Source organism: Ramlibacter sp. bp-362 (assembly GCF_054956735.1).
On record NZ_JBUDXE010000005.1, the window covers coordinates 89,825 to 106,333 of the forward strand.

The 16,509-nt window shown below is 70.9% G+C and carries 18 protein-coding genes; 8 read left to right on the plus strand and 10 right to left on the minus strand.

Annotation, left to right across the window (positions count from 1 at the left end; all coding sequences use genetic code 11):
* Positions 1 to 27: 27 nt before the first annotated feature.
* Genes ACY0MJ_RS08245 through ACY0MJ_RS08265 form a run of 5 tightly spaced genes read right to left on the minus strand, consistent with a single transcriptional unit; the run spans position 28 to position 6,520 of the window.
* Positions 28 to 231: a hypothetical protein gene (locus ACY0MJ_RS08245; RefSeq protein ID WP_462637883.1), complete on the minus strand. Its 204-nt coding sequence runs from the start codon at positions 229 to 231 to the stop codon at positions 28 to 30.
* Entirely contained in the window at positions 228 to 2,555 is a 2,328-nt protein-coding gene (gene parC / locus ACY0MJ_RS08250; RefSeq protein ID WP_462637884.1) for a DNA topoisomerase IV subunit A, read from the minus strand. The genes ACY0MJ_RS08245 and parC overlap by 4 nt, the downstream gene beginning before the upstream one ends.
* An 18-nt stretch (positions 2,556 to 2,573) precedes the next feature.
* Entirely contained in the window at positions 2,574 to 3,719 is a 1,146-nt protein-coding gene (locus ACY0MJ_RS08255) for a diguanylate cyclase domain-containing protein (RefSeq protein ID WP_462637885.1), read from the minus strand.
* Between the two features lie 3 nt (positions 3,720 to 3,722).
* The gene (locus ACY0MJ_RS08260; protein ID WP_462637886.1) at positions 3,723 to 4,556 is read right to left on the minus strand and encodes a lytic transglycosylase domain-containing protein; all 834 of its coding nucleotides are present in this window, start codon (positions 4,554 to 4,556) and stop codon (positions 3,723 to 3,725) included.
* Positions 4,556 to 6,520 (minus strand): DNA topoisomerase IV subunit B, encoded by a 1,965-nt coding sequence (locus ACY0MJ_RS08265; protein ID WP_462637888.1) that lies wholly within the window; start codon positions 6,518 to 6,520, stop codon positions 4,556 to 4,558. The genes ACY0MJ_RS08260 and ACY0MJ_RS08265 overlap by 1 nt, the downstream gene beginning before the upstream one ends.
* Positions 6,521 to 6,679: 159 nt before the next feature.
* On the opposite strand from ACY0MJ_RS08265, the gene ACY0MJ_RS08270 reads away from it, so the two are divergent.
* Entirely contained in the window at positions 6,680 to 7,903 is a 1,224-nt protein-coding gene (locus tag ACY0MJ_RS08270) for an MFS transporter (protein ID WP_462637889.1), read from the plus strand.
* Between the two features lies 1 nt (position 7,904).
* Positions 7,905 to 8,036 (plus strand): hypothetical protein, encoded by a 132-nt coding sequence (locus tag ACY0MJ_RS08275; RefSeq protein ID WP_462637891.1) that lies wholly within the window; start codon positions 7,905 to 7,907, stop codon positions 8,034 to 8,036.
* On the opposite strand, the gene ACY0MJ_RS08280 is transcribed toward ACY0MJ_RS08275, so the two are convergent.
* Positions 8,033 to 8,926 carry a dienelactone hydrolase family protein gene (locus ACY0MJ_RS08280; protein WP_462637893.1) on the minus strand — a complete coding sequence of 298 codons (894 nt, stop codon included), beginning with the start codon at positions 8,924 to 8,926 and terminating at the stop codon, positions 8,033 to 8,035. The two genes, ACY0MJ_RS08275 and ACY0MJ_RS08280, sit on opposite strands and share 4 nt — an antisense overlap.
* A 90-nt stretch (positions 8,927 to 9,016) precedes the next feature.
* Between ACY0MJ_RS08280 and ACY0MJ_RS08285 the strand changes: the two genes are divergently transcribed.
* From ACY0MJ_RS08285 to ACY0MJ_RS08305, 5 genes are read left to right on the plus strand one after another with little or no spacing between them, the layout of a single operon-like run.
* The gene (locus ACY0MJ_RS08285; RefSeq protein WP_462637895.1) at positions 9,017 to 9,829 is read left to right on the plus strand and encodes an SDR family oxidoreductase; all 813 of its coding nucleotides are present in this window, start codon (positions 9,017 to 9,019) and stop codon (positions 9,827 to 9,829) included.
* Between the two features lie 4 nt (positions 9,830 to 9,833).
* Positions 9,834 to 10,379 (plus strand): class I SAM-dependent methyltransferase, encoded by a 546-nt coding sequence (locus ACY0MJ_RS08290; RefSeq protein WP_462637897.1) that lies wholly within the window; start codon positions 9,834 to 9,836, stop codon positions 10,377 to 10,379.
* Positions 10,376 to 11,290, plus strand: coding sequence for a 4-hydroxy-tetrahydrodipicolinate synthase (dapA, locus tag ACY0MJ_RS08295; RefSeq protein WP_462637899.1), 915 nt, complete (start codon positions 10,376 to 10,378; stop codon positions 11,288 to 11,290). The genes ACY0MJ_RS08290 and dapA overlap by 4 nt, the downstream gene beginning before the upstream one ends.
* 32 nt (positions 11,291 to 11,322) lie before the next feature.
* Positions 11,323 to 12,402, plus strand: a complete 1,080-nt coding sequence (gene bamC, locus ACY0MJ_RS08300) for an outer membrane protein assembly factor BamC (protein WP_462637900.1) — start codon at positions 11,323 to 11,325, stop codon at positions 12,400 to 12,402.
* Entirely contained in the window at positions 12,399 to 13,175 is a 777-nt protein-coding gene (locus tag ACY0MJ_RS08305) for an MBL fold metallo-hydrolase (protein ID WP_462637901.1), read from the plus strand. Before bamC ends, ACY0MJ_RS08305 begins: the two co-directional genes overlap by 4 nt.
* Positions 13,176 to 13,261: 86 nt before the next feature.
* Here the strand turns inward: ACY0MJ_RS08305 and ACY0MJ_RS08310 are convergent, their stop codons facing one another.
* From ACY0MJ_RS08310 to ACY0MJ_RS08320, 3 genes are all read right to left on the minus strand, one after another.
* On the minus strand, positions 13,262 to 13,504 hold the full coding sequence (locus ACY0MJ_RS08310) for a hypothetical protein (protein ID WP_462637902.1): 243 nt from the start codon (positions 13,502 to 13,504) through the stop codon (positions 13,262 to 13,264).
* A gap of 163 nt (positions 13,505 to 13,667) precedes the next feature.
* Positions 13,668 to 14,174, minus strand: a complete 507-nt coding sequence (locus ACY0MJ_RS08315) for a hypothetical protein (protein ID WP_462637903.1) — start codon at positions 14,172 to 14,174, stop codon at positions 13,668 to 13,670.
* Positions 14,171 to 15,301, minus strand: coding sequence for a cupin domain-containing protein (locus ACY0MJ_RS08320; RefSeq protein WP_462637904.1), 1,131 nt, complete (start codon positions 15,299 to 15,301; stop codon positions 14,171 to 14,173). The genes ACY0MJ_RS08315 and ACY0MJ_RS08320 overlap by 4 nt, the downstream gene beginning before the upstream one ends.
* A 32-nt stretch (positions 15,302 to 15,333) precedes the next feature.
* Between ACY0MJ_RS08320 and ACY0MJ_RS08325 the strand changes: the two genes are divergently transcribed.
* Positions 15,334 to 15,828, plus strand: a complete 495-nt coding sequence (locus ACY0MJ_RS08325; RefSeq protein ID WP_462637906.1) for an FKBP-type peptidyl-prolyl cis-trans isomerase — start codon at positions 15,334 to 15,336, stop codon at positions 15,826 to 15,828.
* A gap of 103 nt (positions 15,829 to 15,931) precedes the next feature.
* Here the strand turns inward: ACY0MJ_RS08325 and ACY0MJ_RS08330 are convergent, their stop codons facing one another.
* Positions 15,932 to 16,432 carry an outer membrane lipoprotein gene (locus ACY0MJ_RS08330; RefSeq protein WP_462637908.1) on the minus strand — a complete coding sequence of 167 codons (501 nt, stop codon included), beginning with the start codon at positions 16,430 to 16,432 and terminating at the stop codon, positions 15,932 to 15,934.
* Between the last annotated feature and the right edge of the window lie 77 nt (positions 16,433 to 16,509).

Genomic DNA, 16,509 nt, shown 5'->3' on the forward strand with positions numbered 1-16,509 from the left:
CCGCGGGCGGGAGAGGGAGCAAGGCGGTCATTCGTCGAGGAGGCCGCCGCGATAGAACGAATACGCGGTGCCGTCGTGCAGGTAGAAGAAGCCGTCGGCGCAGCCGTCCTTGCCCGGGAAGTACTCGCGGTACTTTTTCGGCACCAGACGCTCCAGTTCCTCGTCCGACAGTTCGTCGAACTCCTGCGGCGTGATGGCGCTGCCCGCGCGCAGGCGGCGGCGCTCCATCATTCGACGCGGGTGACGGCCAGCGGCTTGAAGCCGAGGTCGGCCACCTTGCCCTTGCGCCCGCGCGAACCCTTCGCGTTGTTGAGGGACCGGATCTCCAGCACCTCCTCGCGCTCCTTGTCGCCGCGGCCCAGGCCGCTGATGCGCACCGAGCGCGTGTAGGCGGCCGCCCCCGCGAGCTCCTCCTTCGGCTCCAGGTCCATCAGCATCAGGCCGCGGCCGCCGTTGGCCATGGCCTTCAGCTCGCCGATCTCGAAGGTCAGGATGCGCTTGCCGGTCGAGGCGCAGCACACGTGCGTGGCCGGCGCCTGCGGCGGCACGTTCGCCGGCGAGGGACGGCAGACGGTCTCGCCCGCGCCCAGGCTCAGGAAGGACTTGCCGCCCTTCTGGCGCGACACCATGTTGTCCACCTGCGCCAGGAAGCCGTAGCCGCCGGAGTTGGCCAGCAGCAGCCAGGCCCCGCCGGCGCCGGCGAAGTAGTGGGTGAGCTGCGTGCCCGCCTCCAGCTCGATGAAGGTCGTGAGCGGCTGGCCGTCGCCGCGCGCGCCCGGCAGCACGGACACCGGCACGGAGTACACGCGCCCGTTGCTGCCGAAGGCCAGCAGCGTGTCGACCGTGCGGCACTCGAAGGTGCCGTACAGCCCGTCGCCGGCCTTGAAGGCGAAGCTGGACGCCTCGTGGCCGTGGCCCTGGCGCGCGCGCACCCAGCCCTTCTCGGAGACGACCACCGTCACCGGCTCGTCGATCACCTTCACTTCGGCCACGGCCTTCTTCTCGGCCTGGATCAGCGTGCGGCGCGCGTCGCCGAAGGCCTTGGTGTCGGCCTCGATCTCCTTGACCATCAGGCGCTTCAGCGCGGCCGGCGAACCGAGGATCTCTTCCAGCTTCGCCTGCTCGCCGCGCAGTTCCTTCAGCTCCTGCTCGATCCGGAGGGCCTCCAGCCGGGCCAGCTGCCGCAGCCGGATCTCCAGGATGTCCTCGGCCTGCCGCTCCGACAGGTTGAAGCGCGCGATCAGCGCCTGCTTCGGATCCTCGGCGGCGCGGATGATCGCGATCACCTCGTCGATGTTCAGCAGCACCAGCTGCCGGCCCTCGAGGATGTGGATGCGGTCCAGCACCTTGTCCAGGCGATGGCGCGAGCGCCGCTCGATCGTGCGCTGGCGGAACTCGATCCACTCGGCGAGCATCTGCCGCAGCGACTTCTGCACCGGCTTGCCGTCCAGGCCCACCATGGTCAGGTTGACCGGCGCCGAGGTCTCCAGCGAGGTGTGCGCGAGCAGCGTGGTGGTCAGCTCGGACTGGTCGATGCGGCTCGTCTTGGGCTCGAACACCAGGCGCACCGGCGCGTCCTTGCTCGACTCGTCGCGCACCGTGTCGAGCACGGCCAGCACGGTCTGCTTCAACTGCACCTGGTCCTGCGTCAGCGCCTTCTTCCCCGCCTTCACCTTCGGGTTGGTGAGTTCCTCGATCTCCTCCAGCACCTTCTGCGCGCTCACGCCCGGCGGCAGCTCGGTGACGACCAGCTGCCACTGGCCGCGCGCCAGTTCCTCGATCTTCCAGCGCGCCCGCACCTTCAGCGAGCCGCGGCCGCTGCCGTAGGCCTCGGCGATGTCGGCGGCGCTGCTGATCACCTGGCCGCCGCCCGGATAGTCCGGGCCGGGGATGAGCGTGAACAGGTCCTCGTCGGACAGCTTCGGGTTCTTCAGCAGCGCGACGCAGGCCTCGGCGACCTCGAGCAGGTTGTGCGACGGGATCTCGGTGGCCAGGCCCACGGCGATGCCGCTCGCGCCATTGAGCAGCGCGAAGGGCAGGCGCGCCGGCAGCACCACCGGCTCCTGCGTGCTGCCGTCGTAGTTGAGGACGAACTCCACCGTGCCCTCGTCGATCTCGTCGAGCAGCAGGTTGGCGATCTTGGCGAGGCGGGCCTCGGTGTAGCGCATCGCCGCCGCGCCGTCGCCGTCGCGGCTGCCGAAGTTGCCCTGGCCGTCGATCAGCGGGTAGCGCTGCGCGAAGTCCTGCGCCATGCGCACCAGCGCGTCGTAGGCGGCCTGGTCGCCGTGCGGGTGGAAGCGGCCCAGCACGTCGCCGACGACGCGCGCGCTCTTCACCGGCTTGGCGCCGGCGCCGCCGCCGTAGCCCAGGCCCATGCGCCACATCGAATAGAGGATGCGCCGCTGCACCGGCTTCTGGCCGTCGGCGACGTCCGGCAGCGCGCGGCCCTTCACGACGCTCAGCGCGTATTCCAGGTAGGCGCGCTGCGCATAGGTGGCCAGGTCGAGGCCGCTGTCGTCGCCGTCGCCGGCCAGGGGGATGATTTCTTGCTCCATGCTTCTCGGGTCAGTCCATCAGGGGTTGGACGCGTTCAGTTCTTCCTGCGTGATCGTCACGATGCGCCGCTCGGAGCCGGCGCGCAGTTCCTGGTCCATGCGCGCGTTGAGCTTCAGCAGCAGCAGGCGCGGCGCGATGTCCTCGGCGGGCACGGCCGCCTGCACGATGCGAAAGCGCAGGTATTCCGCCTTCGCGGCGGCCAGCGGCTCCTTGAGCCCGGCCACGAGGATACGCGTTGCGATGGTGGCCGCCGCCTCGCCGGGCGCCGCGCCCTCGGCCAGCACGCCCAGGCGCGCGTGGGTCAGGCGGGCGGCCACGTCGCCGTCGCGCAGCAGCGATTCGCGCACGCGGCTCGCCGCCGCCAGCACGGCGGATTCGGCCGCCTCCGGGCCGAATTCTGCCGCGAGCGCCGCGAGGTTCTCGATGTGCACGACCATCACCACGCTCGGGTGGCCGTAGCGGCGCGTGAGGTGGCGCGCCGCCAGCATGCGTTCGGCCAGCACCAGCGGCGTCGCGAGGCCGGTGAGCGGGTCGACGGTGTTGCGGGCCTGGATGCGCGCGCGGGTCTCGCCGAAGATGCGGCCGCGCCAGCCGCAGGCGAGGTAGGTGCACGCGGCCCACACCGTCAGCAGCCCGGCCAGCACCAGCGCGTCCTCGATGGCGTACGGGGGCGCGGTCGCCTCCACCAGCATGCCGGCGATCGAGAGCGCCGCCACCGCCGGCAGCAGCCACCAGACCCAGGGCCGGCTCTGGCGCCACGCGCGCACGAGCACCAGCGCGACGATCGCCGTCCACAGCACGATGCCGATGGCGAAGGCCCAGGGCGTGTAGACGGCGGCGGCCGCCAGCAGCGGCAGCGCGCCGGCGCTGACCACCAGCAGCCCGCGGCGCGCGCGGCGCAGGCCGGCCGCGTGGCTCATCATGTCCATCAGCTGCAGGCCGGCGAGCGCCGGCACCAGCAGCAGCACCGCGGGCGGCAGCACGGACGGGTTGCCCACCACCGCCTGCACGGCGACCACGGCCATCAGCGTCGCCGCCGCATGCAGCAGGAAGGCGCGCTCGCGGTAGACGTTCGCCTGGATCACGCAGGAAAAGACCAGCAGCACCTGCGCCCCGACGCAGGCGCCGAGCCACAGCTGGGCGGGGTCTATGGTTTCCGTCATCCCTCAGTAGTCGAGCACCGGCTCTTCCGCTTCGGCCGGCGGCGCCGAGGCGGCCAGCAGCGGCAGGCCGGCCGGCACGTTGCGCCGGGCCGCGACGCCCGCCGGGCCGGGCAGCTCCACGCGCACGCGCCGCGGCGGCTCGGGAGCGGCGGCCGTCATGGCCGGCGGCTTCAGCATCGTGTAGAGCTGCATCACCGTCTGCACGTAGTTGCGCGTCTCGGGATAGTCGGGGATGCGGTTGCCGGCCCGCCGCACCGCGCCCTCGCCCGCGTTGTACGCGGCCAGCGCGAGCTCCAGCCGGCCGGGGTAGCGGCGGATCAGGTCGCGCAGGTAGCGCGCGCCCGTGCGCACGTTGATGCGCGGGTCGGTGAGCTTCTTCGCGATCGGCGCCTTGCGGTCGCCGCGCACGCCGTAGCGCTGCGCCGTGGCCGGCATGATCTGCATGAGGCCGACGGCGCCCTTGGGCGAGACGGCGTCCGGGTCGAAGCCCGACTCGGTCGCGATCAGCGCCTGCAGCAGTTCGAGGTCGATGCCCTGCTCGCGCGAGGCCTCGCGCAGGTGGTGCTTCACCTGCTTGAAGCTGGGCGAGATGTCGAAGAAGGCGATCAGCTTGCTGGCCGAGCGCGTGGGCACCGCCACCTCGCGCGGCGTCGGCCCGGCCGGCGCCGGCTCCTCGCCGCCGCGGAAGAACAGCTCGTAGCGCGCATCCAGCGGTTCCGCCGCGAAGTGCGCCACGCCCTCTTCGTCGACGTAGCCCCAGACCTCGGCGTGCGCCGGGGCCAGCCAGCCCAGCGACGCGGCCAGCAGCAGCGCGAGCAGTGCCGGCCGGGCGGCCATCAGATGTCCACCTCCACGGCGTCGCCGTGCAGTTCCATCAGCTCGCGGCGCGCCGCGGCCTCGCCCTTGCCCATCAGCTTGGTGATCAGGTTCTCGGTGCCGCTGAAGTCGAAGCGGCCCAGCTGCACCGGCAGCAGGCGCCGCGTGTCCGGGTTCAGCGTGGTCTCCCACAGCTGCTCGGCGCTCATCTCGCCCAGGCCCTTGAAGCGGCTGATGGTCCAGGCGCCCTCGCGCACGCCGTCCTTGCGCAGCTTGTCGAGGATGACGGTGAGCTCGCCCTCGTCCAGCGCATAGAGCTTGGAGGCCGGCTTCTTGCCGCGCGCGGGCGCATCGACGCGGAACAGCGGCGGCCGCGCCACGTACACGTTGCCGGCTTCGATCAGCTTGGGGAAGTGCCGGAAGAACAGCGTCAGCAGCAGCACCTGGATGTGCGAGCCGTCGACGTCGGCGTCCGACAGGATGCAGATCTTGCCGTAGCGCAGCCCGGAGAGGTCCGGTTCGTCGTTCGGGCCGTGCGGGTCGACGCCGATCGCCACCGCGATGTCGTGGATCTCGGTGTTGGCGAACAGGCGGTCGCGCTCGACCTCCCAGGTGTTGAGCACCTTGCCGCGCAGCGGCAGGATGGCCTGCGACTCCTTGTCGCGGCCCATCTTGGCGCTGCCGCCGGCGGAGTCGCCCTCGACCAGGAAGATCTCGTTGTGCGCCAGGTCCTTGCTCTCGCAGTCGGTGAGCTTGCCGGGCAGCACGGCGACGCCGGAGCCCTTGCGCTTCTCCACCTTCTGGCCGGCCTTCTGGCGCGATTGCGCCGCCTTGATCGCCAGTTCCGCCAGCTTGCGGCCGTACTCCACGTGCTGGTTGAGCCACAGCTCCAGCGCCGGGCGCACGAAGCTGGAGACCAGGCGCACGGCGTCGCGGGAGTTCAGCCGCTCCTTGATCTGGCCCTGGAACTGCGGGTCCAGCACCTTGGCCGAGAGCACGTACGAGGCGCGGGCGAAGACGTCCTCGGGCAGCAGCTTCACGCCCTTGGGCTGCAGGTTGTGCAGTTCGATGAAGCTCTTGACCGCGTTGAACAGGCCGTCGCGCAGGCCGCTGTCGTGCGTGCCGCCGGCGGTGGTGGGGATCAGGTTGACGTAGCTCTCGCGCACCGGCGCGCCGTCCTCGGTGAAGGCCACGCACCAGGCCGCGCCCTCGCCGTCGGCGAAGTTGTCGTTGTTGTCGGCGTAGCCCTCGCCCTCGAAGAGCGGGATCACCGGGTCCGCCGGCAGGGTCTGCATCAGGTAGTCGCGCAGGCCGCCCTTGTACTGCCAGGTCTGGGTGTCCTTCTTCTTCTCGTCGGTCAGCTGCACCGTCACGCCGGGCATCAGCACCGCCTTGCTGCGCAGCAGGTGGGCCAGTTCGGCCATGGGCAGCTGCGTGCTTTCGAAGTACTTGCCGTCCGGCCACACGCGCACGGTGGTGCCCTGCTTGCGGTCGTCGGGCCCGGCCTTGCGGACCTTCAGCTTCTCCTCGACGTCGCCGCCGGCGAACACGATGGTGGCGACCTGGCCTTCGCGCCAGGTCGTGACCTCCATCCGCTTCGCCAGCGCGTTGGTGACCGACACGCCGACGCCGTGCAGGCCGCCGGAGAAGCTGTAGGCGCCGCCCTTGCCCTTGTCGAACTTGCCGCCGGCGTGCAGCCGCGTGTACACGAGCTCGATCACCGGCGCCTTCTCCTCCGGGTGCATGCCGAAGGGGATGCCGCGGCCGTCGTCCTCGACGCTGACCGAGCCGTCGGTGTGCAGCGCGACCCGGATGCGCTTGCCATGGCCGGCCAGGGCCTCGTCGGCGGCGTTGTCCAGCACCTCCTGCACCGCGTGCAGGGGGTTGTCGGTGCGCGTGTACATGCCGGGCCGCTGCTTGACGGGCTCCAGGCCCTTGAGCACGCGGATCGAACCTTCGGAATACTCGGATGGTTTGCTCGCCATAGGGGTGCGGATTGTAGTCTCGGCCTTCCGCTTCACTGGATGAACATACAGGCACCCTAACATTGATGCCCTGCCTTCATCAATCCCGGCCGAAGAATTCAAGGGGTTGTCAGCGACGCGGCAAGCACGGGTGAGTCCTTCTCGCTACATTCGCGCTCCATGTCCGTCGCCGAACGCAAGCTTTCCATGACGCAGGTGCTCGCCTGCGGCGCCCTGATCGTCACCCTGTCCATGGGCATCCGCCACGGCTTCGGCCTGTGGCTGGCGCCCATCACGCAGGCCCAGGGCTGGGACCGCGAGACCTTCTCCTTCGCGCTCGCCGTGCAGAACCTGGCCTGGGGCTTCATCGGCATCTTCGCCGGCATGCTGGCCGACCGCTTCGGCGCCTTCCGCGTGCTGGTCGGCGGCTGCGTCCTGTATGGCCTGGGCCTCGCGGGCATGGCGCTCGCCCCCAACGCGCTCGTGTTCTCGCTGACGGCCGGCGTCCTGATCGGCGCCGCGCAGGCGGGCACGACCTACGCGGTGGTCTACGGGATCATCGGCCGGCAGATCGACCCCTCGCGCCGCTCCTGGGCGATGGGCGTGGCCGCCGCGGCCGGCTCCTTCGGCCAGTTCCTCATGGTCCCCGTCGAAGGCATGCTGATCAACGTCCTGGGCTGGCAGAACGCCCTGCTGGCCCTGGCGCTCGCCGTGCTGCTGATCGCGCCGCTCGCCTTCGGCCTGCGCGAGCCGGGCTTCGGCGCCGGCTCGGTGCCCGCGAAGCGCGAGCAGACCGTGATGCAGGCGCTGCGCGAAGCCTTCCGCTACCCGAGCTTCCAGCTGCTGATGGCCGGCTACTTCGTCTGCGGCTTCCAGGTCGTGTTCATCGGCGTGCACATGCCCAGCTACCTGAAGGACAAGGGCCTGTCGCCGCAGGTCGCGAGCTATGCGCTGGCGCTGATCGGCCTGTTCAACGTGTTCGGCACCTACATCGCCGGCACGCTGGGGCAGAAGCTCGCGCGCCGCAAGATCCTGGCGGGCATCTACCTGGGGCGCTCGATCGCGATCGCGCTGTTCCTGTGGGCGCCGCTGACGCCGCTGTCGGTCTACATCTTCTCCGCCGTGATCGGCATGCTGTGGCTGTCCACGGTGCCGCCCACCAACGCCACGATCGCGCAGATCTTCGGCGTGGCGCACCTGTCCATGCTGGGCGGATCGGCCTTCTTCAGCCACCAGATCGGCTCCTTCATGGGCGTGTGGCTGGGCGGCCTGCTGTACGACCGCACCGGCAGCTACGACATCGTCTGGTGGCTTGCCATCGCCCTGGGCGTGTTCGCGGCCCTCGTGAACCTGCCGGTGCGGGAAGCGCCCATCGCCCGCGGCAGCGCGCCGCAGCCGGCCTGAGATGCGCGCACGCCTGAAGACCCTCGCCCTCTGGAGCGGCATCGCCGCGGTGCTGGCGGGCGTCTTCGCGCTCTACACCCGGCCGCAGATGATGGTCGCCGTGGGCGACATGATCTGGGCGTGTTTCCGCTAGGACCCGCTGCCCGGGGGCAGCCGCAGCGCGATCCCCGTGCGCTTCAGGACCTCCAGCACGCGCGGGCGCCACACTTCGGGCGCGGCCGTGAACAGGGAGTGGCCGTCCTTGCCGTACGCTGGATACAGCACATGCTCGCCCACGCCGCCGGCGGCATGGAACCTGTCGAACCACTCCTTCGGATACTTCGGGCCGAAGTACATGTCGTTTTCCGTGTAGATCCAGAGCGTCGGGACGCGCGCCGTCTTGCCGTAGTCCTCGAACGTGCTGGCGTTGTTGGCCGGACGGCAGGGCTGCTGCGCGGACTGCTTGGGGTTGCCACCCGAGCCACCGGCGAAGTTGATGGCCAGCTGCACACCCGGCGGGTTGAGGGCCGCCACCGCGATGGCCGTCGCCCCGCCGAAGGACTGGCCCGCAACGACGGCCCGGTCCGGGAAGGTGTCTGCGCGGGCCCGCAAGGCCCCAAGCACCTGCAGGGTCTGCTGCGCCGACGCCGCATAAGCGGGCGCATAGACCTTGCGGCTGCAGGGTCCCGTGTCCTCCACGTCCGGGCCGCCGCTCGCGCCGTAGCCTATGCGCGTGGGGACTGCCACTAGGAAGCCGAGCTCGGCGAACCACTTCGAATTGGCCGTGTACCTCGCCCGAGCCATGGCGGCACGGCCGTTCGCGTCTCCGTCGCGGCCGTGATTGAGCACGAGGATGGGATAGGGCTGCGGCGCGGCGTCGTCGCGCCAGACCGTGACGACGATTTCCTGGCTCACGTTGCGGCCGAAGCCGTCCGTCACGGAGACCGGGACGCGGAGCACTTCCTCGACCACGGCGGCCTTCGCCTGGACGCACAGCGCGAGTAGCAGCAGCGCCTTCGCCGGAATTCCATTGCAACGCTCCATGTGGCCCTCCGAGTGGCGCGCGAGGCCGCGGACGTCCAGATTTCCTGCCGCAGCTTAGCCGCCATTTGCCCGCTCAGCTACATTGCGGGCATGAACGTCACCCTGATCACCGGCGGCTCCGACGGCATCGGCGCCGAGATGGCGCGCCAGCTCGCGGCGAAGCACGGCGCCGGGCAGGCGCTGGCGCTGGCCGGCCGCAGCCGCGAGAAGCTCGAGGCGGTGGCGGCGCAGTGCCGCGCGCACGGCGCACAGGTGGAATGCGTGGCCATGGACGTCGGCGTGGAAGTGCAGTGCCGCGACTTCGTCGAGCAGGCCGTGCGCGCCTTCGGCCACGTCGACACGCTGGTGAACAACGCGGGCATGTCCGCCCAGGCGCTGTTCGAGGACGTGCGCGCCGAAGACCTGCGCTGGTACGAGGACCTGATGCGGGTGAACCTGTGGGGTTCGGTCTGGTGCACGCATGCCGCCCTGCCCCACCTGAAAGGCACGCGCGGGCGGATCGTTGCGGTCAGCTCGCTCTCCGGCCTGGTCGGCGTGCCGGGGCGCACCGCCTACGCGGCGACCAAGTTCGCCATGGCCGGCTTCTTCGAGGCGCTGCGCGCCGAGCTCAAGTCCTCCGGCGTCAGCGTCACCATCGCCTACCCCGGCGCGGTGGACACGCGCATCCGCTACCGCGGCTACAACGCCCAGGGCGAGGCGGCCGGCGCCAGCGGGCTGAAGGAAGACGACCTGATGTCCGTGGAGGAATGCGCCCGGCTGATCGTCGACGGCATGGAGCGGCGCCAGCGCGAGGTCGTGATGACGGCCAAGGGCAAGGTCGGGCGCTTCCTCAAGCTGCTGGCGCCCGGCGTGGTGGAGGACATGGCGCTGAAGGCGCTGAAGGAAGAGGCGCGGCCGCGCTGATGCCATGCACGGAAGCGAAACGCCTTCGCCCTGGATCGTCCGCTTCGGCGGCCTCGTGCGGCCGGGCGGCGCCGTGCTGGACCTCGCCTGCGGCGGCGGACGGCACGCGCGCTGGTTCGCGGCGCGCCGCCACGCCGTCACGGCCGTGGACCGGGATGCGGCGGCGCTCGCCGCCCTGGCCGGCATCGCCGAGACCGTCGAGGCCGACATCGAGAACGGCCCCTGGCCGCTGGACGGCCGGCGCTTCGACGCCGTGGTCGTCACCAACTACCTCTGGCGGCCCCTGTTCCCGCGCATCCTGGAGGCCGTCGCGCCCGGCGGCGTGCTCCTGCACGAGACCTTCGCCCAGGGCAACGAGACCGTCGGCAAGCCCTCGCGCCCCGATTTCCTGCTGGCGCCGGGCGAGCTGCTGCGCGCCTACGCCGGGCTGCGCGTGGTCGCCTACGAGGACGGCTTCCTGCCGGCCCCGGAGCGCTTCGTGCAGCGGATCGCGGCGGTCCGTGAAGGGTCCGCCCCTACACCGTCGCGTTACCCGCTCTCGTTAGAATGAGGCATTCCCCGGGAAGAGACCCCATGACACCGATTACTGGCAGCATCGTGGCGATCGTGACGCCGATGCACGACGACGGCAGCGTCGACTACCCGACGCTGCGCAAGCTCGTCGACTGGCACATCCAGGAAGGCACGGACTGCATCGGCGTGGTCGGCACCACGGGCGAGTCGCCCACCGTCGACGTCGAGGAGCACCGCGAGATCATCCGCGTGGCCGTCGAACAGGCCGCGGGCCGCGTGCCCATCATGGCCGGCTGCGGCGCCAACTCCACGCAGGAGGCGATCGCGCTCGCGAAGTACGCGCAGAAGGTCGGCGCCGACTGCCAGCTGCAGGTCGTGCCCTACTACAACAAGCCGACGCAGGAAGGCCAGTACCAGCACTTCAAGGCGATCGCCGAAGCGACGGGCGACCTGCCCATGGTGCTGTACAACGTCCCCGGCCGCACGGTCGCGGACATGCTGCACGACACGGTGCTGCGCCTGGCCGAGGTGCCGGGCATCGTCGGCATCAAGGAAGCCACGGGCAACATCGAGCGCGCCCAGTGGCTGATCCAGCAGGCGCCCAAGGGCTTCTCCATCTACTCGGGCGACGACCCGACCGCCGTGGCGCTCATGCTGTGCGGCGGCCAGGGCAACATCAGCGTCACGGCCAACGTGGCGCCCCGGCTGATGCACGAGCTGTGCGTGGCCGCCGTCGCGGGCGACGCGAAGCGCGCGATGGAGATCCAGCGCAGGCTGATGCCGCTGCACAAGCACCTGTTCGTCGAGGCCAACCCCATCCCGGTGAAGTGGGCGATGGCGCGCATGGGCCTGATGGGCGGCGCGCTGCGGCTGCCCATGACGCCGCTGTCGCGGGCCAACGAGCCCGTGGTGGAAGGCGCGCTGCGCGCCGCCGGCCTGCTGGCCTGAGCGTGCGCACGAGAGAGACAAGAGGGGTTTCGATGAAGTTGATCGTGAAGTCCGGCCTGCTGGCCGCGGCCGTCCTGCTGTCCGCCTGTTCGGTGCTCGACGGCGACAAGGTGGATTACCGCAGCGCCACCCGCGGGCAGACGCTGGAAGTGCCGCCCGACCTGACGCAGCTCACGCGCGAGTCGCGCTACGTGGTGCCCGGCGGCCCCGTTTCGGCCAACAGCTACGCCGTGGGCCAGACGCTGCCGGGCGTGCCGACCGCCGCCACGGCCATCGGCGACGTGCGCGTGGAACGCGCCGGCAACGAGCGCTGGCTGGTGGTGAACCGCCCCGCCGACCAGCTGTGGGGCCCCATCCGCGACTTCTGGCAGGAGAACGGCTTCCTGCTCGCCATGGACCAGCCCAACCTGGGCATCATGGAGACCGACTGGGCCGAGAACCGCGCCAAGATCCCGCAGGATTTCATCCGCAACACGCTCGGCAAGCTGATCGACTCGGCCTACTCCACCTCCGAGCGCGACAAGTTCCGGACCCGCCTGGAGCGCTCGCCCAACGGCGGCACCGAGATCTACATCAGCCACCGCGGCATGGTGGAGGTGTACGCCAACGCGCAGAAGGACCAGACGGTCTGGCAACCGCGCCCGAGCGACCCGGAGCTGGAAGCCGAATTCCTGCGCCGCCTGATGGTGCGCCTGGGCACGCCGCAGGCGCAGGCGCAGGCCGCCACGGCCCTGCCCTCCCAGCCGCCGACCGCCCGCGTCGCCAGCGTGGGCAACCAGCCGGTCGTGCTGCTCGACGAGCCCTTCGACCGCGCCTGGCGCCGCGTGGGCCTGGCGCTGGACCGTACCGGCTTCACGGTGGAGGACCGCGACCGCAGCCAGGGCACCTACTTCGTGCGCTACGTGCCGCCCAACCCGGACAAGAAGGAACCGGGCTTCTTCGGCCGCCTGTTCAGCCGCGCCGAGCCGGCGGAGCAGCCGCTGAAGTTCCGCATCAACCTGAAGACCGAAGGCCAGACGACCACCGTGTCGGTGCTGGACGTCAACGGCGCGCCCGCGGGCAAGGACAACGCGCAGCGCATCGTGCAAGTGATCGCCGACGACCTGAAGTGATCCGCTTCAAGAGCCTGGGCAGTGGCAGTTCGGGGAACGCCACGGTGATCCAGGCGCGCGCCGGCAGCGGTGTCACGCACCTGCTGGTGGACTGCGGCTTCGGCATCCGGGAGCTGGACAAGCGCCTGGGCGCCGCCGGGATGCTCGCCGAGCAGGTCGACGCGATCTTCATCACCCACGAGCACGGCGACCACATCGGCTGCGCGCGCCAGCTCGCCCTGCGCGAGCGCATCCCCGTCTACATGAGCGAGGGCACGTACGCCGCGCTCGGCCAGCCCGACTTCGACGGCCTGCTGCGCGTGGCCGCCGACGGCTGCGCCTTCGAGCTCGGCGGGCTCCAGGTGCAGCCCTTCACGGTGCCGCACGACGCGCGCGAGCCGCTGCAGCTCACGTGCAGCGACGGGGCGGTGCGCCTGGGCCTGCTCACCGACCTGGGGCACGTCAGCGCCCACGTGCTGCAGCAGCTGGCCGGCTGCGCGACGCTGCTGCTGGAATGCAACCACGACGAGGCCATGCTGATGGCCTCGCGCTACCCGCCCTTCCTGAAGCGGCGGGTCGGCGGCGCCTGGGGACACCTGGCCAACAGCGCCGCCGCCGCGCTGGCCCGGTCGCTGCTGGCTGCCGGCTGCCTGCGCCAGGTGGTCGCCGCGCACCTGAGCGAACAGAACAACAAGCCGGAACTCGCGCGCGCGGCGCTGCAGGACGCGCTGGGCAGTGCCGCCGAGATCCACGTGGCCGACGGGCCCGCCGGCAGCGGCTGGCTCAGCGCCTGAGCGCGCGCCCCGCCCTCGCCTCCCGCATTCTTTTCCAGGAACGACAAAGCCGCCCGAAGGCGGCTTCGCAATGGGAGCGACCGGACTTACTTGGTCGCGGAAGCGGCACCCGAGGCGGCGTCGGCAGCGGCGGAAGCCGTGCCAGCGGCGGCGGAAGCGGCGTCGGCCGCCGCGGAAGCGGCGGGCGCGGGTTCCGGAGCCGGCGCGGGAGCGGGGGCGGCGGCGGGCGCTTCGGCCGGGGCCGGGGCGGGAGCAGGCTCTTCCTTCTTGCCGCAGGCAGCGAGAGCGGCAGCGGCGATCAGGGCCGCGAGAACGAGCGATTTCTTCATTTCAATTTCCTTTGAGGATGAACGAGTATCCGGAAACGTGTCCCGGCGGGTCTCGCCGCCGGTGACAGAGTGGAGGGTGCGAACGCTTTCCAGCTCAGTTAAATATTATACGGTCAACTGGAATTTTCCCGGAGTCGACCCTTCGATTTCGAACCCTTTCCGGCTACAAACCGAGCGTGGTTGATGCAAAAGATGGAGTTGACTTTTGCATCCATTCGTTCAGGCCCTCGCGCAGAGCGAGCCGCCGTTCCGGCTCGCTGCCGCACCAGCCGTTGCAGCGTTCGATGTCCCGCCGCTCCATCACCCAGCCCGGGCTCCAGAGCGCGCTGGGCAGGTCCAGGGGGTCGGCCGCGGGGCAGGCGCTGGCGCTCACGATGTGCGACCACAGCACGCGCCACTGCGCGAAGCGCGCATGCTGGCGCCGCACGAGGTCGTAGTTCTTCGCCAGCAGCACCATCCGGCGGCCGGAGCGCGCCCAGGCCTGCAGCGATTCCGCCACCGCGCGCTCGCCCAGCGGCCAGTCCTCGAAGCTCGCGTCGCTGAGGATGACCTCGCGCCAGCCCTCGCGTGCGGCGGTGGCGAGCGCGTCGCGCACCAGCTGGCGGAAGGCTTCGCGGCCTTCGAAGCGGCCCGACGGCAAGGCGGAACCGGCGCTGCGGTCGTCGTTCATGCTTCCTCCCCGTTCGCGTGCAGCCAGCCCGCCTCGCACCACGAGCGCAGCAGCGCGAGCGCCGCTTCGCTCGCGCGCTCGAGCTCGGTGGCGTCGAGCCGGCGCCGGTCGGCCAGGCGGCGCATCAGCGTGGCGTCGCGTCCCGCGGCGCGCCAGGCCTCGCCGTTGATGAACACGTGGCGCGCGTCGTGCAGCATGCGCGTGCGCGCATCGAGCACCACCGAGCGCAGGCGGCGCGGCGCGCGTCCGCCCTCGAACCAGACCTGCGGCTTGGGCTCGGTGAGGTATTCGCCCAGCGCGCGCTGCAGCGCCAGCGGGTCCTTCAGCGCCGCGGCGACCGCGTCCTGCGCGAACTCGCTCAATCCGGCCGGCACGGCAGCCGGCGTGGCGGTGGCCGGCTGGCGCGGGTCGCGATAGAGCGTCGCCTGCAGCGACTCGCCGGCATCGTCGGCGATGCGTTGCAGCAGTTCGCGCGCGAGCTCCGCCTGCGCCGGCGCGCGGAAGCCGATCGAGTAGGTCTGGCACTCGCCCTCGGCGATGCCGTCGTGCGCATAGCGGGGCGGCAGGTACAGCATGTCGCCGGGCTCGAGCACGAATTCCTCTTCCGGCTCGAAGCGTTCGAGGATCTTCAGCGGCACGCCTTGCTGCAGCTGCAGGTCGGACTGGCGGCCGATCCGCCAGCGCCGGCGGCCCTGCGCCTGCAGCAGGAACACGTCGTAGCTGTCGAAGTGCGGGCCGACGCCACCGCCGTCGGCGGCGTAGCTGATCATCAGGTCGTCCAGGCGCGCCGCGGGCAGGAAGGAGAAGGCGTGCAGCAGCGCGTGGGCGGCGGGGACGTGCAGGTCCACGCCCTGCACCAGCAGCGTCCAGTCGGGGCGCTTCGTCGACGGCAGGGCGCGGCGCGCGAAGGGGCCGCGCTGCAGGCGCCAGGCGCGGGCGTCGCGCACGACCAGGCGCGACTCGACGTCTTCCTGCGCGGCCAGCGCGAACAGTTCGCGCGGGCTCAGCAGTGGCTGGAATGCGGGGAAGGCCTGGCGGACCAGCAGGGGCTTCTTCTGCCAGTGGCGTTGCATGAAGCGGGACGGCGAGAGGCCGCCCAGCAGGTCCGCAGGTCGTTCGATGTCCATCCGCTTGGCTTGGTAGCTGCGACAATTCTCCTATGGAAATCACACCGCACTGCGTCGTCGCCCTGACCTGGACCCTGAAGGACACGCTGGGCGAGGAGCTCGACCGGCTGGAAGAGCCCGTGGAATTCCTGGTGGGCGGCAAGGACCTGCTCGCCAAGATCGAGGAGGCGCTGCAGGGCCACGAGCCCGGCGACCGCGTGGACCTGCACCTGGAGCCGGAGGACGCCTTCGGCGACTACGACGAGCAGCGCGTGTTCCTGGAGCCGCGCTCGGTGTTCCCGCAGGAACTGCAGGAAGGCATGACCTACGAAGGCCTGCCCGCCGGCGCGACGAGCAAGGACGCGCCGGGCGACCTGCTCTACACCGTCACGGAAATCTACCCCGAACACGTGGTGCTCGATGGCAACCACCCGCTGGCGGGCATTGCCCTGCGGCTGCACCTGAAGGTGGAAGGCGTGCGGGAAGCGACGGAAGAAGAGATCGGGACCGGGACGCTGGGAACCGGGTTCTTCCGCATCGGGGACTGAAACGCTCCCTCTCCCGCGGGCGGGAGAGGGTTGGGGTGAGGGTGGAGGCGCGCTCGCCCCTCACCCCAGCCCTCTCCCCGGAGGGGAGAGGGAGCAAGGCCGGTCAAGCGCGATAGATCACGCCGTTGTCCACCCGCACGCGATCGCCCACGCGCAGGTCGCCGGTGGCCGGCACTTCGTACGTGCGCATCAGGCCCTGGTCCGTCTGCATGGTGATGCGATAGCCCGGTTGCGTGGTCAGGCCCTGCTGGTTGCGGGCGATGCGGCTGCCCACCGCCGCGCCGGCCACGCCGCCCAGCACCGTCGCCGCCGTGCGGCCCGAGCCGCTGCCGATCTGGTTGCCCAGCGCCGCACCGGCGAGGCCGCCGACCACGGCGCCCAGGATGTTGGTGCCGCTGGAAGCAGCCGTGCCCACGGGCATGTACTCGATGTTCACGATGCGCCCGTACTCGGTGCCCGCCACGGGATACGTGGCCACCGGGTAGGTCGTGGTGGTCGTGGGATAGGCGGTGGCCGTCGGGCCGAGCGGATAGGACGAGCAGGCGGCGAGCGCGGCGGCGGCCACGGTGCCGACGGCGAGCGACGTCAGTCGGGTGAGATTCATGAAAATTCTCCTTGTTGGATGATCGGACCTTGGCGGAGCCCACCACGGGCGCGCCGTGGTCTTCATTCAAGCGGGAC

Coding starts and splice junctions, on each gene's coding strand:
- ACY0MJ_RS08245 (WP_462637883.1), bottom strand. CDS start 231: ATGATGGAGCGCCGCCGCCTGCGCGCGGGCAGCGCCATCACGCCGCAG.
- parC (WP_462637884.1), bottom strand. CDS start 2,555: ATGGAGCAAGAAATCATCCCCCTGGCCGGCGACGGCGACGACAGCGGC.
- ACY0MJ_RS08255 (WP_462637885.1), bottom strand. CDS start 3,719: ATGACGGAAACCATAGACCCCGCCCAGCTGTGGCTCGGCGCCTGCGTC.
- ACY0MJ_RS08260 (WP_462637886.1), bottom strand. CDS start 4,556: ATGGCCGCCCGGCCGGCACTGCTCGCGCTGCTGCTGGCCGCGTCGCTG.
- ACY0MJ_RS08265 (WP_462637888.1), bottom strand. CDS start 6,520: ATGGCGAGCAAACCATCCGAGTATTCCGAAGGTTCGATCCGCGTGCTC.
- ACY0MJ_RS08270 (WP_462637889.1), top strand. CDS start 6,680: ATGTCCGTCGCCGAACGCAAGCTTTCCATGACGCAGGTGCTCGCCTGC.
- ACY0MJ_RS08275 (WP_462637891.1), top strand. CDS start 7,905: ATGCGCGCACGCCTGAAGACCCTCGCCCTCTGGAGCGGCATCGCCGCG.
- ACY0MJ_RS08280 (WP_462637893.1), bottom strand. CDS start 8,926: ATGGAGCGTTGCAATGGAATTCCGGCGAAGGCGCTGCTGCTACTCGCG.
- ACY0MJ_RS08285 (WP_462637895.1), top strand. CDS start 9,017: ATGAACGTCACCCTGATCACCGGCGGCTCCGACGGCATCGGCGCCGAG.
- ACY0MJ_RS08290 (WP_462637897.1), top strand. CDS start 9,834: ATGCACGGAAGCGAAACGCCTTCGCCCTGGATCGTCCGCTTCGGCGGC.
- dapA (WP_462637899.1), top strand. CDS start 10,376: ATGAGGCATTCCCCGGGAAGAGACCCCATGACACCGATTACTGGCAGC.
- bamC (WP_462637900.1), top strand. CDS start 11,323: ATGAAGTTGATCGTGAAGTCCGGCCTGCTGGCCGCGGCCGTCCTGCTG.
- ACY0MJ_RS08310 (WP_462637902.1), bottom strand. CDS start 13,504: ATGAAGAAATCGCTCGTTCTCGCGGCCCTGATCGCCGCTGCCGCTCTC.
- ACY0MJ_RS08315 (WP_462637903.1), bottom strand. CDS start 14,174: ATGAACGACGACCGCAGCGCCGGTTCCGCCTTGCCGTCGGGCCGCTTC.
- ACY0MJ_RS08320 (WP_462637904.1), bottom strand. CDS start 15,301: ATGGACATCGAACGACCTGCGGACCTGCTGGGCGGCCTCTCGCCGTCC.
- ACY0MJ_RS08325 (WP_462637906.1), top strand. CDS start 15,334: ATGGAAATCACACCGCACTGCGTCGTCGCCCTGACCTGGACCCTGAAG.
- ACY0MJ_RS08330 (WP_462637908.1), bottom strand. CDS start 16,432: ATGAATCTCACCCGACTGACGTCGCTCGCCGTCGGCACCGTGGCCGCC.